Genomic DNA, 12979 nt, shown 5'->3' with positions numbered 1-12979 from the left:
GGTGCAACGGCCACTTCAAAGTATCCACAAAGATAAGTCTAAATAGGTGACCGGCATACGCCTCCTACAAAATCGCCAAAGGGTGCATATTCCGGCACTCAAAGCAGCAGCCTCTCTCCCATAGTTCCTAAAGTTTACACCCAATCAGAGGTATTCGACTTTCTCTGTTTCCGTTACTCCATACCTCGTCGATATAACCTTGCCCAGTCGAGCGTATTGGTCAATACCTTGGCGGATTGCCGTAATACCCATCGACAATACCGTCTCGCACATCCACTAAAAAATCGGGAGTCTTGCCGGATTTTATATCTCTAGCAATATCCAAACCATCAGTAATCATCAAATAGGCAAAAAGACCTACGACAATAGCTATCAGGATCTTTCCAAGACTCCATTCTTCTTTTTTAAGACCAGCACCCTGCTGCTTTTTCTCCAACTTCATCACCAAGCTCTTTATTCTTTATTCTCTATTCTCTGCAAACAACACCACGAAAGGCCTCATTACTCCTTGCAGGAACTCTTCGGGCATCCTGTTGCACCCCCATACAAAACCGTTTTTCGATCCCTTTGCGTGGAGAGACTGAACGATCTGCCTCCAGCTTCACATTCTCGTATATGTCCTTCGCTTTCCTGTTTATGTTTTTTACCAACCAATCGACTCAAAGGCTCTAAGTTTCATTCTTTGGGACACCCCGGTGAACAAAGATACAATTAATAAAGAATGAGAGCCCAAGATAGCTCAATACATTGGTACTTTTCAAGGTTTTTCGATCATAAAAACCTCTAATTTGCCTGCTAAATTTTCCAGTTTGGTCAAGATCCAAAGAAGATGAAAAAAGCCGTTTTTTGAGACCTTCCCAAAAAGCCCTATTCATCGGCATTCTGAGAGGGCCAAAATTCTCTCCGCACGAAAAAATATTTTCTTCCGCACGAAAAAATATTTTCTTCCGTGCCGAAAATTTAAGATGGAACTATCTTGTTGAAGAATAGGGTGTTACCGACAAGAGAGTAGTAGGCAGGTAACGATTTGGAAATGAGTGAGATGCTTTTGGTTGCTCGTGTTTGTACTAACAAAGAACGCTCACTTTATCTTCAGCAAAGATACTCTTTTGCGTGAGAAAGTGAGCGTTCCGTCATGATTTTCTTTTCGGGAAAGGAAGTGTCTGTTTCTACATCCTTCGTCCCCGTTTCTTTCTCTTGTTGGCTTCGTGACGCAGTCTTCGCTGAAAGTCAGTCTCAGCATAATCCTCTCCATGAACTTGGAAGTCCAACACGCTGCCAATTCCTGATGCAATCCCTTCTGCAACATCCACCACGCTTTCAACAAGGCTTGGTTCAAGGCTTGGTACTGGTTGTAGCTTTTCTTCCTGTACAACTTCTTTCGGCTGATAAATCGGAACTGAAGAGTGATAGGGAGTGGCATAGGAGAGTCCGAATTGTTTCAACAGTGAGTTGTATCCGAACTCTCGTCCTATCTCCGAAGCCTTGAAAGTCTGCCCCTCAAAAAGAAATTTCAGACCATAGATTCCCCCTTTCTTGTTCATCATCTGTTCAACGGTTACTCCTTGTCGTCTCAATTCATATCGAAAGGAAGCGTAGCCATTCAGTCCGCCATTTGCATACTTTCCCAACAGTCCGTAAGCCATTGTGCGCAATTTCTCCTTACTCGTCTCCCGTGTTTGATGGGCTCTCGGCTTTTGATACCGTTTCTCTGCTCGTATCTCATTGGCAATGATTAGACCGTGCTTGCGACTCAACTCTTCCGCCACTCGTGCTGCCTTGTTACTCACAAAGGTCGTATCATAGACAACTCTATCCATACTGATTCGATTGGCGATGATATGAATGTGCAGATTGTCCGTATCCTTGTGCGTAACGGCAACGGCTTGATGCTTTTCCAACCCCATGGCTTGTATAAATTCAGACACCAGATGTCGGAGCTTCACAGCGTTCATCTTTGCTTCATCTGCAGGAGCAATGCCGATTTCAATTCTCAAGAACTTATTTCGACAACGGCTATTGTAATCACTCAACAAACACATCTCTTCGTATATTCCTCTTGGCTTATCTGAACAAAGCTCTTGAAATAAGAGCCTGTTCTTGAGTTTTGCCTCCCTGAAAATATACTCCAAGGCTACCTTACCATGTGCTATGGCTTTGCACTTAGCGATCATTGCGCTCTATCTTTAAGATGTCATACACCTCGTCTACAACTCGATGGCGAGGATTATAAAACCGCTTAAAAGCCTCCAATGAGACGAGCGAAAGATTCTTGGTCATCACTGCCCAAGAGGCATCCTTCGTCTTAATCAGGTTAGAAATATGGGTGAAGAAATGGGAGATGCGTTGCAAAATTCGAACAGCTTCCTGTTCGTTTGCCTCCAACTTCGGGATGGCAATGACCTCTCCCGTCAGGAGCATCTCACGAGAGAATTCGGATAGTTTCTTTCCCGATTGCTCTGCACGCTTTTGTATCTTTCGTTGTTCCTCTTCAGAACAACGTATCCGAAGAATGCGGGTCTTATTATTTCCCTTGTTTCTTCTCTCTTTATCTGTTTTTGGTTTCATCTTAACTTGCTTATTAAGGCATCCCAGCCGATGAGAACGAAGTGATTACGGCTCCCCTCCCGAACCAACGAGTGAGGAGGCAAGAGCAGTTTGTGGCTACAAACTGACGTCTTGCACTACTACCGATGAATACCCTTTGCGTCTGATACGATTGGCTTTCACCACTCCCTTCTTCCCCCTTCTGAGAATGCCGATTAGCAACTCCATTACTGATGGCTCGGAATACCGAGATTAGAGTTTGCGCCAGTGTTCTATGTCGTCTCCGTACTCTTCCAAGTGTTGGAGAGCAATGCACTCCAAGAAACTTGAAACATTGGCACCATAATCTCCCAATCGACGGACAACGAACTCCAAGCGTTCCCAGGTGGAGCGACTGAGATAGGTTGCCTTTCGGTCGATGATTTTGTGGGGAACGAGAAAGGATTCCCGATAGTTTTCCAAGTTCTCTTTACGTTGCTTCTGGCTGATACGTCTTTGAATGCTTGGTGTCACTTGTTCCTTCTCTTGTTCGGATTGCTCTGCTTTCAGGTTGTCCTTCTCTTCATTCAGAGACTCGGAAGGCAGTGTTTGCTCAGATGTCGAAGAGAGCTTGGTGAACTCGGATGGTTGGGATTGCTCCGACTGTTTCTCTTGGTTTCCTTTCCCTACGTTCAGATAATGGGATAAATCAAATCCTTCTTTCATGGCTTATCTGATTCTACGTTTTGCAATGGCAGGCTTTACTTGTTGTACTTCTTGTTGTTGCTTACTTTGGGCTACGTGATACTCATTGAGGTCTTTATGATGTGGGTAGAGACACCTGCTCATATCCTCCACCTCTATGCCTGTGGCACGAAGTGCACGAACAGCTTGTCGCCCTGCTTCATCGTTGTCGAAGAAGGCTTTGACCGAGAAGATTTTTGCTTCTTGGAGGTAAGACACGGCTTTGTGCAGATTGCTTACCGAGTTCAGGATAAGACAAGGAGCGATTTCTTTTCCTTTCATCGTGAGAAGGGAGAGGAAGTCGATAAAGCCTTCGAAAAGACAAAGTGCTCCATCGGATTCTCCGTTAATCAGAGAAATATCTTTCGGAGCGATACTCCCTTTGAAATTTCTATTATCTCGAAGCTCATAACCTCCCGAACGATTGGGAAAGCCGATAGCAGCGTACTCTCGTCCTCCGATGGTGTAACGAATATGGCGGAGATAAGGGCTTGCCACGGCAAGGTCTATCTTGCGTACCCCTTGGAGATAGTTTTTCAAATGCGAGGGCAGCTCTTCACCGATGGAGAGGATGTGCCTTGTATTTGATGGAGAATTACTTGCTTGGGAAGGTATTGAACGATGAAAGGCGGAAGGGGCACGCTTTTGTTGGTCAAACAACTCTTCATCGGCAAGAAGCGCCATGGCTTCGTAAGCACTGCATCCTCTCATCAACATCACAAGGTCGATGATGCTTCCGCCTTTACCTATTCCGTAGTCGTGCCAGAGGTTTTGCCGAAAGTCCACTTTCAGGCTGGCATTGTGGTCATTTCGATAGGGGGCATGATAAAGGGCATAGTGCGTGTATTCTTTGGCAGGAGCAATACCGCAGGATTTCAGGTAAGCCGATATAGGCTGCTGTTTGATGGTTTGAATGTCGTAATATCTTGGTTTCATAAATCGATAGAATGAAATGATGAGAGAGGAGGAGAACGGTGAAAGGAGAAAAAGCGTGCTCTCACGGAGGTCGGGAGGGGTGAGTCTGTTTGCCCTTCGGTGAACAAAAAGAGATTTCTCCACTTTTCCCTTTCACTGTATATATATTCTTACAGTGAAAGAAGAAGAGTGAACTGTTTTCGTTTTGTTGCCGATGGCTTTTTCCTTTCATTGTTCCCATTGCCTCTTTTTTCTTGATTTTGAACTTTCACCCGAAAACGGATGCTGAAACCAAGTTAGAGAGCCGAGAATGAGAAGACAAGCTTTGCGAGTTTGTTGCTTTCGGGTGCTATACAATGCTCCGAAAAAGAGAAGGAAATAGAGCGGAAATCAGGACAAAAACACCTCAAAAAAGAATCGAACAAAGAGAGACTGCTCTCAAGCGACAGCATCGGGTTTCATACTTCTGCACCCTTTTGCATCGGAAGAGAAACAAGTTGCGTTTTTTTATCGGATAGGAAGCCATTTCATACCTTATCGAAGCCACAAGTACGCACTTAACCGAAAGCCTTTTCTGTGTAGGTATGTGCCTCTATATTTGCCTGCGAGTTCCCTCTGTTTCCTCGGTTATCCCTGACTGAAAGAACGAATGGAGAGGCTTCCTACATTTGCATCAAAAGACAAAAACAGAGTAACAAAAACAGCATTCCAATATGAGATTTACCGCCATTGATACCTCCGCTTGGGAGGAACTGAAAAAGAGCATCGAAGAACTGGCTCTTTGCATGAGAGAACATTTCGGCACGAAGCCCGAACTCCCCGACTTGTTGCACAACGGGGATGTCTGTCGCATCCTGAATATCAGCAAACGGACGCTCCAGCACTATCGGGATACTTCCGTATTGCCCTTTATCCAAATTGGGCATAAGTGCTACTACAAACGTGAGGATGTGGAAGCACTCCTCACAAAGTCTAACCACAAGAAACAGTAACCATGGAACACGAGATTGTAAACAGAGAAACGCCCGAAATGAAAGAACTCATTTCGGGCATCAGGGAGATGACAAAGCGGCTGAAAGAGATTGCTGAGACACATCGTCCGCTTTTCGGAGGAGAAATCTACCTCACAGGGCGAAAAGTCTGCGAACGCCTTTTTATCAGTCCCCGCACCTTGCAGGACTATCGAGACAGGGGTGTTATCCCCTACACCCAAATTGCAGGGAAAATACTCTACAGACTTTCCAATTTAGAAAAGATATTGTCCGAAAGATATCAACGGTAGCATATTTACAGATATAAGTCATACATAAAAAAAACCTACCCTTTATTTTCGATATCTCTTTGTACTTCCATATTTATGGAGAGCTTTTGATTTGTGCTTCTCATACGGTAGAAAACCAGAATCAATGCTAACCCATAGAAGATCTGCCGCATATTAGCTGCGATGGACGAGGGCATTCCGACAAAGCGAAGTGCTTCGGGTAGTAAAACCAAGAAAGCCGCTGCACAAAAGATGTGCAGCAAATTTCTCATGCCACCGATAATCACAATACTGAGAATAAAAATAGACTCATCCACCGTGAAGCTACTCGGATCAATGTAGCTGATGTAGTGTGCATAGAGGACACCTGCGATAGAGGCCAGCATCCCGCTGATCACAAAAGAAACGGTCTTGGCTCCTGCTACATCTTTGCCCAAGCTCTTCGTGTAGACTTCGTCTTCGCTGAGGGCAATGAGCACCCGACCAAAGGGCGAATGCATCAGCCGATGTAGCACGCCCCACACCAAACCCGCCAAGGTCATACCAAGGAGGCAATAGGCGAATTTACTCTCCAGCTCCACACCTGGCACTATGGCGAAAGCTGGGATACCAGGTATCCCCAAGGGGCCATGGGTTACGCTCTGCCAGTTATTCATGATTGAGTAGATCACAACCTGAATGCCCAAAGTGATGATGATGTAGTAGTCATCGACCGTCTTGGCCGCCACACGAGCCACAACCCAAGCTAAGCCTCCCGAGAGCAGCATAGCCACAGGGATATTCAGCATCGCAGGTGTCTCCCAGTGTATCGACATCAGAGCGGTCGTATAAGCTCCCAAACCATAGAAGCCCGCATGCGCCAGAGATACCTGACCGCTATATCCTGCTACTAGACTAAGCGACTGTGCCAAAATAGTGTAGATACAGATTAGCACAAACAGATGTAGCAAATACTCCATTAGATCTCTGCTTTTTTGAGTTGCTTGCCACTAAAGCCGTATGGGCGGAAGTAGAGGAATACAATCAAGATGATATAGGCCGTGGCGTTCATCCATTTGCTATCGATGTAGTAGGCCGATAGATGCTGCGCTGTGGCCAGCAGGAGAGCTCCAAGAAGGAGGTAGCGCATCCGCCCCATCCCCCCAATGATCATAGCTACCACACCATAAAGCAACCAGTTGAAACCCATCGTCGGGGTCATATCTATGTCGGCCGCAATCAAAATCCCAGCACAGGCAGCCAGCCCCGTGCCAATCCCCACGCTCCAGGCTATGGCCTTGGTCTCAGAAATCCCTAGAACGCGACTGAGCTCAGGATTGGAGGCCACAGCCTTAATCTGACGCCCAATACTCGTGCGCTGCATGAAGAGGTGGCTCAGAAATAGTAAGATAACCGAACTCATGATTGTGATGATCTGCACATCGGTTATGTAGGCTCCCATAAATTCGTGCCCGACCTTGATCTCCCACGTCCTAAAGCTCAGCGTACTATCCCCCCAAATCATGGAGATCACATTCTGCAGCACCACGTACAGCCCCAGCGAAGCGATCATCATCTGCCAGCTCTCAAGACCATGTCGTTTCAGCGGACGATACACCCACTGGTTAATCCCCAGCATCAGCAAAACGACCACCGCAATAGCCAGTGGCACAGCCAACCAAAGCGATCCCCCCCACAACACACTCGCCGTATAAACCATATACGCCGCCAGAGTCAGAGACACTGCATGGGCAATGTGGAAGAAGCTGAGTATGTAGTAGAGACCTCTAAATGAGAGTGCTATTAATATGAGCCAGAGTGTATCAATGATAATAAATAGTTCCAATCTAGTATGTATATAAATAAAAGAACTATACCTAATACCCACCACCTTCGTCTAGAAGGATTAGAGTTTTCCCATTCTTCCGAAAAGTATTTATTGATGTCTAATACCTTGTTTTGGGATATTTCATCCTCAATTCTTCTCCTATCCGCCCGTTCAAAAATCATATGGTAGACTATTCGGAATCTAGTAAGTAAGACTATGGCGGATACTAAACACAAGACTTTTATTAACTCAGGATAATCAATAGGATTTTTAAAGTTTATAGATAACTGAGACAAATGCCCCGAAAAGAGGGAAATCAAGGAAACCCAAAAGACTTCTAAAAAAGTTTTTAGTAATTTAACATCCATCTTTATTTTACAAGATTATTTATATAACGTGATATGACTTTATACCCAGATATCTCCTTTTTAGATAGTTTTTTATATAAATAGCCGGACCTCTCTGGAGAAGAAAAGATATTTTCTAATTGTGTAGTATGACCTTCATAAATCTCTCTATAATACTTTTGCATTAGAGCCCTTAACGTCGGTCCATAATCGTAATATTCCTTTTTTAGGAAGAAGAGAGCGTAATCATCCTTATGTTCAGAAATTCTCTCATTTGTACTCGTAAAAATGTAATCTTCATCTTCACTTATATATTTTCTGATCCATTCTTTTGTTTCCTCTAGGATGTATCGAGTACTCCACGCTAACCGCATATCAACGGAACAATTATTTTGAGTTCTCACCTTTATATAGGGAGCATAACAAATGGATTTAGGGATGACTGATACATATTTTTTTTGAGGATCATTATCCTTCAAAATGGTATCCCCTCCACTTTTTATTAATAAATCTCTTTTATATCTAGCATAGCCATAAAAAAAAGGTATGTAGGTTAACGGCTCTAAAAGAAATTCAGAGTCTCCTGGCAAATCTTCATATTCTTTGCTAACAGGTTGGGCTATTTGTGCTAACTTCACGCTTATAATAAGCTCATCTTGGACTTCCATAAAGCTCTCAATAACATTTAGTAGCTCTCCTTCTGGATAATTTCCAAATGTTCCACCTAAGAGGAGAAATAACCTCCGACCTTTTCCAAACAATTCATTCTTTATTCCATCCTGTTTCCCTTTAATATATTTGGATAAAGCCCAGAAGTCAGATATTATTGCTTGAGTTTTAACATTTTGTGTTTCCTTTTGAGATGAAATATTCATTATCCCTAAATGAACAAGATAGTTACTTATATCTACAGGGATATATTGGATTCTACTCCTATTTTCTGCTTCTAAATCTCTAAATATCCTACACTCTTTATCTGAGTTTGCTGCCCCAAGAGATATTATACTTAACTTATCTTCAGGATTTTCCGACAGTATAAATCTAATCCTTTCTCTAACCTGACTAACCTCAAAGTTATAGTATTCCTGATTAACCCCTTTACTCTGTTCTTCATACAGTCTCAAATAATTCATTACACCCCTCGTAGTTATATACAAATATTTATTCTTTAGGTACATCGTATTTGCCACAGAAGACGAGGATTCAGCTTTTCTAAATAATTCTTCAACCATACTATCGTCATAATAGACCTCCTTTTTCTTTGCAAGGTCATTTAAGATATTGACTTCTTCGGATGATGATAACACAAGAATGGTATATAATTGCTCTAAGATGCCATTATGAGGAAGTGATTGATGAAATGATGTGGTTCTCCCCCCCCCAAACTCTATACCATGATTAGAAGCCGATTTGAATCTTCGAGTATCCATATTAGTGTTTGTAATTGATTAAAATCCTAGCATATCTTGTTTAGTCGACACTCAATACTTCTAGAATGCGCGTTTCTCCAGTCCCATATACCTCTTTAATCAGAATGTCTTTTTTTACATCTCCCGCTTGATCAAAGCTTATTCTTCCTGTAACCCCTAAAAAGTCTTGAATTTTATAAAGTTCATCTTTCACGTTATTCTCTTCAAAATGCCCATTTACAAGTGCTTGGGCAATAATACTTGAGACATCATAACCAAGAGCTGATTGCAAATCTGGAACTTCTCTATATTTCTCGGCAAAAGACTTTTTAAAGTTTTCAACAATTTCCCGTCCATCGTTTAAATCAAAATAAGGAGTAGTATAAATTACAGAATCAAATGAGTTACGGGCAATATTCAAAAATTCGGAGTCTTCAAAACTCAGTACTCCATAAACGTTAGAAGTACAATCTAGTTCTTTCAGCTGTTTAAGAAAGCTGGCATTCTGTTTGGGACTACCAATAAAATATAAATCTCTTATTGCCTGTCTCTTTACTCTCAAAATAATTTCACGGAAATCAACTCTTGAGTCTTCAAATGAATACGCCAAAGAAATTTGTCCTCCTTGCGCGCTGTATGATTCTTCAAAAGATTTGCTAAGTCCTATACCATAATCATTATTAAAGTGCAACAAAGCAACACTTTCTACTTTTTTTCTACTTATCAAGTAGTTAGCCATAACTCTCCCATCAAATTCATCTGACGTATATATTCTAAAGACATAGTCTCCAGCATCCCTAACTTTAGGATTGGATGCCCCTGGTGAAATTAACACAACCCGATTTTTCTCCGCAATGGGAGCCATTGCAAGCAAAATAGGACTTCCTATATCTCCAATAATAAGTTTGGCTCCATCTATTTCTATGAGTTTGTTAATAGCATTAACTCCAATTTTAGGATCTGACTTAGAGTCTTCAAAAATTAGCTCTATTTGTTTATCTGGATGTTCTTTCTGAAACTCTTCAAAATAAAGATTAATCCCCTTAATTACATTGTTGCCAGGACTAGAAAGAAATCCTGTTTGGGGCATTATCACCCCAATCTTGACGATCTCTTTCTCTTCTGAGTTTTTTTCTTGGCTATTTCTCCAAACAAAGTAGCCTGCTACTACAACGAGAGCTACAAGGATGAGCCCTAATAGTGTTTTTCTATTCTTGTTCATACGATGAATTGTTTGATGTTATCTAATGTGTTTAAATCTCCAGTGTATAGCCTACCGAGCCTAAGCCCGAGGACTCTATCGACGTGCCCCATGAGTTCTCGAATGCGGTGCTCAATGAGGACGATACTCGTTCCCTGTGCTTTGAGTTTTTGGATATAGTCGAGTACCTGCTCTGTATTGTCTTCGCTAAGCCCCGCAAGTGGCTCATCGTAGAGCAAGAGACGAGGCTTATTGGCCATGACCATCCCTAGGCTTAGCATTTTACGTTCGCCGCCACTTAGCCGTCCTGCTGTTTGTTTCGATCGTTTCTTGAGGAGTGGCATTTGCTCTAGAACTTCCTCCATACGGCTGTCGATCTCGGATTTGCACCCGAGGTGCAGGAGGGAGCAGTATAGATTATCTCTAACGCTCATATCCTCATACAGTTCGCCCTTTTGAGGAATATACATCAGTCCTCTGCCAATCAATCGAGAGGCTGGCGTATGTAGCTGTGGTGACTGAAGCGAGGCCCCCTCAAAGGATATTTCGCCCGACCAAGCTTCTAGCAAACCATAGATAACCTTGAAGAGTGTACTCTTCCCCGAGCCATTGGAGCCCACCAATAGCACGATCTCACCCTCCCCGATCTGTAGCGATATGTCGTGGAGGACTTGCTTCTGCCCGTAGCCCGAGTTAATATGGCGAATATCTAGGAGTGTACTCATACGTAGGCATTTTGGACGATTTCATTCTCTCTAAAAGCTTTATAGCTCGCATACTCCGAGATTCTCCCTCCATTGAGGAATAGAATCTTATCAGCCACGAGCTCAATGAAGTCTCGATTGTGTTCAATAATAAGCAGTGCTTTACCTGAATTACGCAGACCGAGAATAACTTGAGCTAGCAAGTCTCGGTACTTGGGGTTGACCCCAGCCACTGGTTCGTCTAGAAGCAAAATCGGCGCATCGCTCGCCAAACAGCAAGCCAGATTGAGGAGCTTCTGTTGCCCGTAAGAAATTTGCCCAGCAAGACTATCTGAGACATCCTCAATAAAGCAAGTTTTAAGAATCTCATTGGCCTTTTGTATAAGCTTGTTTTCTTCCTCTCTATTTGAAAAAAACACACGCCACCAAGCCTCGCCACGCTGCTGCGAGAATGCAAGTAGGACATTCTCTCGGACACTTAGCTTGCTGATGAGCCGCATGTCTTGAAAGGTACGAGATAGTCCGATGCGAGCAATCTCGTACGGGCTGAGAGACTTTATCAATTTATCATTCAAATATACATCTCCTGCATCTGGCTTGAGAAATCCAGAGATGATATTAAACAAAGTCGTTTTGCCCGATCCATTCGCTCCCATCAGCACGGAGATTTGTCCAAATTCAAGAGATAGAGAAGCTCCATCCAAGACATGGTTATCTCCAAAAGCTTTGGAAATATGCTTAACCTGAAGAATCATATCGAATTAACGCTACGAAGTTAGTTATTTATATTTGCTTTTGCATTGATTTTTCAGTTTAAAGTAAAATTTGTTTTGAATTCTTTTTCTATCAACTTATTCATATCCCTTGCAATCTTTTGGTCTGTGATTTGAGCGTAGATTTGCGTGCTGGAGATGGAGGCGTGTCCCATCATTTTGGCGATGCTCTCCATTGGGATACCAGCTTCCAAGGTTAGTGTGCCAAAGCTATGTCTTGCGATATGCCAAGTCAGCGGAGTGCGTATGCCACAAGCCAAGCCTATAGCTTTGAGGTGGGCAACAAGTTGGCTTTTGGTTATCGTGTCGGGAAATACTTCGTGGTCATTGCTGCAGTCTTCCTCTTTCAAGTAGAGCAAAAGTATCTGCTCTGCTATTGGGTGCAATGGTATCAGACTTTCCACTTCTGTTTTCTGTCTCGCCTTGCGGACATATCGTTTCCCATCGCTATTCGTTTCTATTTGTGAAACTCGCAGGCTTTGCAAGTCGGCAAAAGCCAAACCTGTAAAGACTGCAAAAAGAAACATTCTTCGGCTTAGTTCTGCCCCTTCATCCTGCAATGGGAAAGCCAAGAGCTTCGCCACATCGCCCTTGGAGAGGAAGCGAGGTTTGCGCTCCACTGTCTCATACTTCACACCCTCAAACGGATTGAAACGGATTGTCCCTTGGCTGACGGCTCGATACATCAATCGGCTCAACCAGCACAGATGTTTGTTTATCGTTGCAGGAGCATAATCCTCTCTCTTCAGATAGAAGCGATAATCGTCGAAGAAACCCATCGTAACTGCCGTAAGAGGCACATCCTCTTCACCTCGACTTCGCACAAAGTTTCTCAACTGCCTATCCGAATAACCATTCTGCCGATAGGTGCTTTCGCTCTTGGATTTTTCAACTTCCTCGCTTTGTCGTTGCACTTCTGCCCGACTCATTGCCAAAAGTGTTGTCGGAGCTTTGCCCACACCCTGCAAATGATTTTTCAGCAGTTCCGCACTCACCACCCCATATCGATAGAGCAAGTTGTTGTACCCTTGTTCGATTTCGTCCCGAAAGGCTTGCAAGCGTTGATTCGTTTTCTTATCGGTTGTTTCTCCTCGTTTCAGGTTCCACTCGTGGGGAGCAACACTTTCGCCCGTGCTCATCACCACGTTTGCTCCGTCGATGGTGATGCGACAAAGGATGCCTGTCGTACCGTCTGTTTTGACTTTATTCTTATTGATATAGAATAGGATTTTGAATGTACTGCGCATAATCTTTTCGTGTGCTGTATGAATTGTAATAACGTTGTCTCCCAA

The 12979-nt window shown here is 43.3% G+C and carries 14 protein-coding genes; 2 read left to right on the top strand and 12 right to left on the bottom strand.

Annotation, left to right across the window (positions count from 1 at the left end):
• Positions 1 to 220: 220 nt before the first annotated feature.
• From B5D48_RS01900 to B5D48_RS01875, 5 genes are all read right to left on the bottom strand, one after another.
• Positions 221 to 442 carry a hypothetical protein gene (locus B5D48_RS01900; RefSeq protein WP_036887382.1) on the bottom strand — a complete coding sequence of 74 codons (222 nt, stop codon included), beginning with the start codon at positions 440 to 442 and terminating at the stop codon, positions 221 to 223.
• A 727-nt stretch (positions 443 to 1169) separates the two neighbouring features.
• A complete protein-coding gene (locus tag B5D48_RS01890) occupies positions 1170 to 2174 on the bottom strand; it encodes a relaxase/mobilization nuclease domain-containing protein (protein ID WP_023938026.1) in 1005 nt (334 codons plus the stop codon).
• Positions 2164 to 2568 carry a plasmid mobilization protein gene (locus tag B5D48_RS01885; protein WP_023938027.1) on the bottom strand — a complete coding sequence of 135 codons (405 nt, stop codon included), beginning with the start codon at positions 2566 to 2568 and terminating at the stop codon, positions 2164 to 2166. The genes B5D48_RS01890 and B5D48_RS01885 overlap by 11 nt, the downstream gene beginning before the upstream one ends.
• A 231-nt stretch (positions 2569 to 2799) precedes the next feature.
• Positions 2800 to 3252, bottom strand: a complete 453-nt coding sequence (locus B5D48_RS01880; protein WP_023938028.1) for a DUF3408 domain-containing protein — start codon at positions 3250 to 3252, stop codon at positions 2800 to 2802.
• Positions 3253 to 3255: 3 nt separating this feature from the next.
• The gene (locus tag B5D48_RS01875; protein ID WP_023938029.1) at positions 3256 to 4206 is read right to left on the bottom strand and encodes a toprim domain-containing protein; all 951 of its coding nucleotides are present in this window, start codon (positions 4204 to 4206) and stop codon (positions 3256 to 3258) included.
• 692 nt (positions 4207 to 4898) lie between these two features.
• Here B5D48_RS01875 and B5D48_RS01870 point away from each other — a divergent pair.
• Both B5D48_RS01870 and B5D48_RS01865 read left to right on the top strand, forming a co-directional pair.
• Positions 4899 to 5177, top strand: a complete 279-nt coding sequence (locus B5D48_RS01870; protein WP_042120401.1) for a helix-turn-helix domain-containing protein — start codon at positions 4899 to 4901, stop codon at positions 5175 to 5177.
• 2 nt (positions 5178 to 5179) lie between these two features.
• Positions 5180 to 5467 (top strand): helix-turn-helix domain-containing protein, encoded by a 288-nt coding sequence (locus B5D48_RS01865; protein ID WP_023938033.1) that lies wholly within the window; start codon positions 5180 to 5182, stop codon positions 5465 to 5467.
• A gap of 35 nt (positions 5468 to 5502) precedes the next feature.
• Here B5D48_RS01865 and B5D48_RS01860 read toward each other — a convergent pair whose 3' ends face one another.
• The 7 genes from B5D48_RS01860 to B5D48_RS01830 all read right to left on the bottom strand — a co-directional run bounded on the left by B5D48_RS01860 (position 5503) and on the right by B5D48_RS01830 (position 12934).
• Positions 5503 to 6405 carry a branched-chain amino acid ABC transporter permease gene (locus B5D48_RS01860; protein ID WP_023938034.1) on the bottom strand — a complete coding sequence of 301 codons (903 nt, stop codon included), beginning with the start codon at positions 6403 to 6405 and terminating at the stop codon, positions 5503 to 5505.
• Positions 6405 to 7271, bottom strand: a complete 867-nt coding sequence (locus B5D48_RS01855) for a branched-chain amino acid ABC transporter permease (RefSeq protein WP_023938035.1) — start codon at positions 7269 to 7271, stop codon at positions 6405 to 6407. The genes B5D48_RS01860 and B5D48_RS01855 overlap by 1 nt, the downstream gene beginning before the upstream one ends.
• 352 nt (positions 7272 to 7623) lie before the next feature.
• Positions 7624 to 9030 (bottom strand): L-histidine N(alpha)-methyltransferase, encoded by a 1407-nt coding sequence (locus B5D48_RS01850; RefSeq protein WP_023938036.1) that lies wholly within the window; start codon positions 9028 to 9030, stop codon positions 7624 to 7626.
• Between the two features lie 40 nt (positions 9031 to 9070).
• Entirely contained in the window at positions 9071 to 10231 is a 1161-nt protein-coding gene (locus B5D48_RS01845; RefSeq protein WP_023938037.1) for an ABC transporter substrate-binding protein, read from the bottom strand.
• Positions 10228 to 10935: an ABC transporter ATP-binding protein gene (locus B5D48_RS01840; protein ID WP_023938038.1), complete on the bottom strand. Its 708-nt coding sequence runs from the start codon at positions 10933 to 10935 to the stop codon at positions 10228 to 10230. The genes B5D48_RS01845 and B5D48_RS01840 overlap by 4 nt, the downstream gene beginning before the upstream one ends.
• Complete coding sequence (locus B5D48_RS01835; protein ID WP_023938039.1) at positions 10932 to 11669, bottom strand: ABC transporter ATP-binding protein; 738 nt, start codon at positions 11667 to 11669, stop codon at positions 10932 to 10934. Before B5D48_RS01835 ends, B5D48_RS01840 begins: the two co-directional genes overlap by 4 nt.
• Positions 11670 to 11722: 53 nt before the next feature.
• On the bottom strand, positions 11723 to 12934 hold the full coding sequence (locus B5D48_RS01830) for a site-specific integrase (protein ID WP_042120402.1): 1212 nt from the start codon (positions 12932 to 12934) through the stop codon (positions 11723 to 11725).
• Between the last annotated feature and the right edge of the window lie 45 nt (positions 12935 to 12979).

Origin of the sequence: Porphyromonas crevioricanis (assembly GCF_900167225.1) — a bacterium.
Lineage (GTDB): Bacteria > Bacteroidota > Bacteroidia > Bacteroidales > Porphyromonadaceae > Porphyromonas > Porphyromonas crevioricanis.
This window is presented reverse-complemented; position numbering and strand designations above follow the sequence as displayed.

Excerpts from the sequence above, each read along its gene's own strand:
- B5D48_RS01860 (WP_023938034.1), bottom strand. The coding sequence starts at position 6,405 with ATGGAGTATTTGCTACATCTGTTTGTGCTAATCTGTATCTACACTATT.
- B5D48_RS01900 (WP_036887382.1), bottom strand. The coding sequence starts at position 442 with ATGAAGTTGGAGAAAAAGCAGCAGGGTGCTGGTCTTAAAAAAGAAGAA.
- B5D48_RS01890 (WP_023938026.1), bottom strand. The coding sequence starts at position 2,174 with ATGATCGCTAAGTGCAAAGCCATAGCACATGGTAAGGTAGCCTTGGAG.
- B5D48_RS01875 (WP_023938029.1), bottom strand. The coding sequence starts at position 4,206 with ATGAAACCAAGATATTACGACATTCAAACCATCAAACAGCAGCCTATA.
- B5D48_RS01865 (WP_023938033.1), top strand. The coding sequence starts at position 5,180 with ATGGAACACGAGATTGTAAACAGAGAAACGCCCGAAATGAAAGAACTC.
- B5D48_RS01845 (WP_023938037.1), bottom strand. The coding sequence starts at position 10,231 with ATGAACAAGAATAGAAAAACACTATTAGGGCTCATCCTTGTAGCTCTC.
- B5D48_RS01870 (WP_042120401.1), top strand. The coding sequence starts at position 4,899 with ATGAGATTTACCGCCATTGATACCTCCGCTTGGGAGGAACTGAAAAAG.
- B5D48_RS01830 (WP_042120402.1), bottom strand. The coding sequence starts at position 12,934 with ATGCGCAGTACATTCAAAATCCTATTCTATATCAATAAGAATAAAGTC.
- B5D48_RS01840 (WP_023938038.1), bottom strand. The coding sequence starts at position 10,935 with ATGAGTACACTCCTAGATATTCGCCATATTAACTCGGGCTACGGGCAG.
- B5D48_RS01835 (WP_023938039.1), bottom strand. The coding sequence starts at position 11,669 with ATGATTCTTCAGGTTAAGCATATTTCCAAAGCTTTTGGAGATAACCAT.
- B5D48_RS01885 (WP_023938027.1), bottom strand. The coding sequence starts at position 2,568 with ATGAAACCAAAAACAGATAAAGAGAGAAGAAACAAGGGAAATAATAAG.
- B5D48_RS01850 (WP_023938036.1), bottom strand. The coding sequence starts at position 9,030 with ATGGATACTCGAAGATTCAAATCGGCTTCTAATCATGGTATAGAGTTT.
- B5D48_RS01880 (WP_023938028.1), bottom strand. The coding sequence starts at position 3,252 with ATGAAAGAAGGATTTGATTTATCCCATTATCTGAACGTAGGGAAAGGA.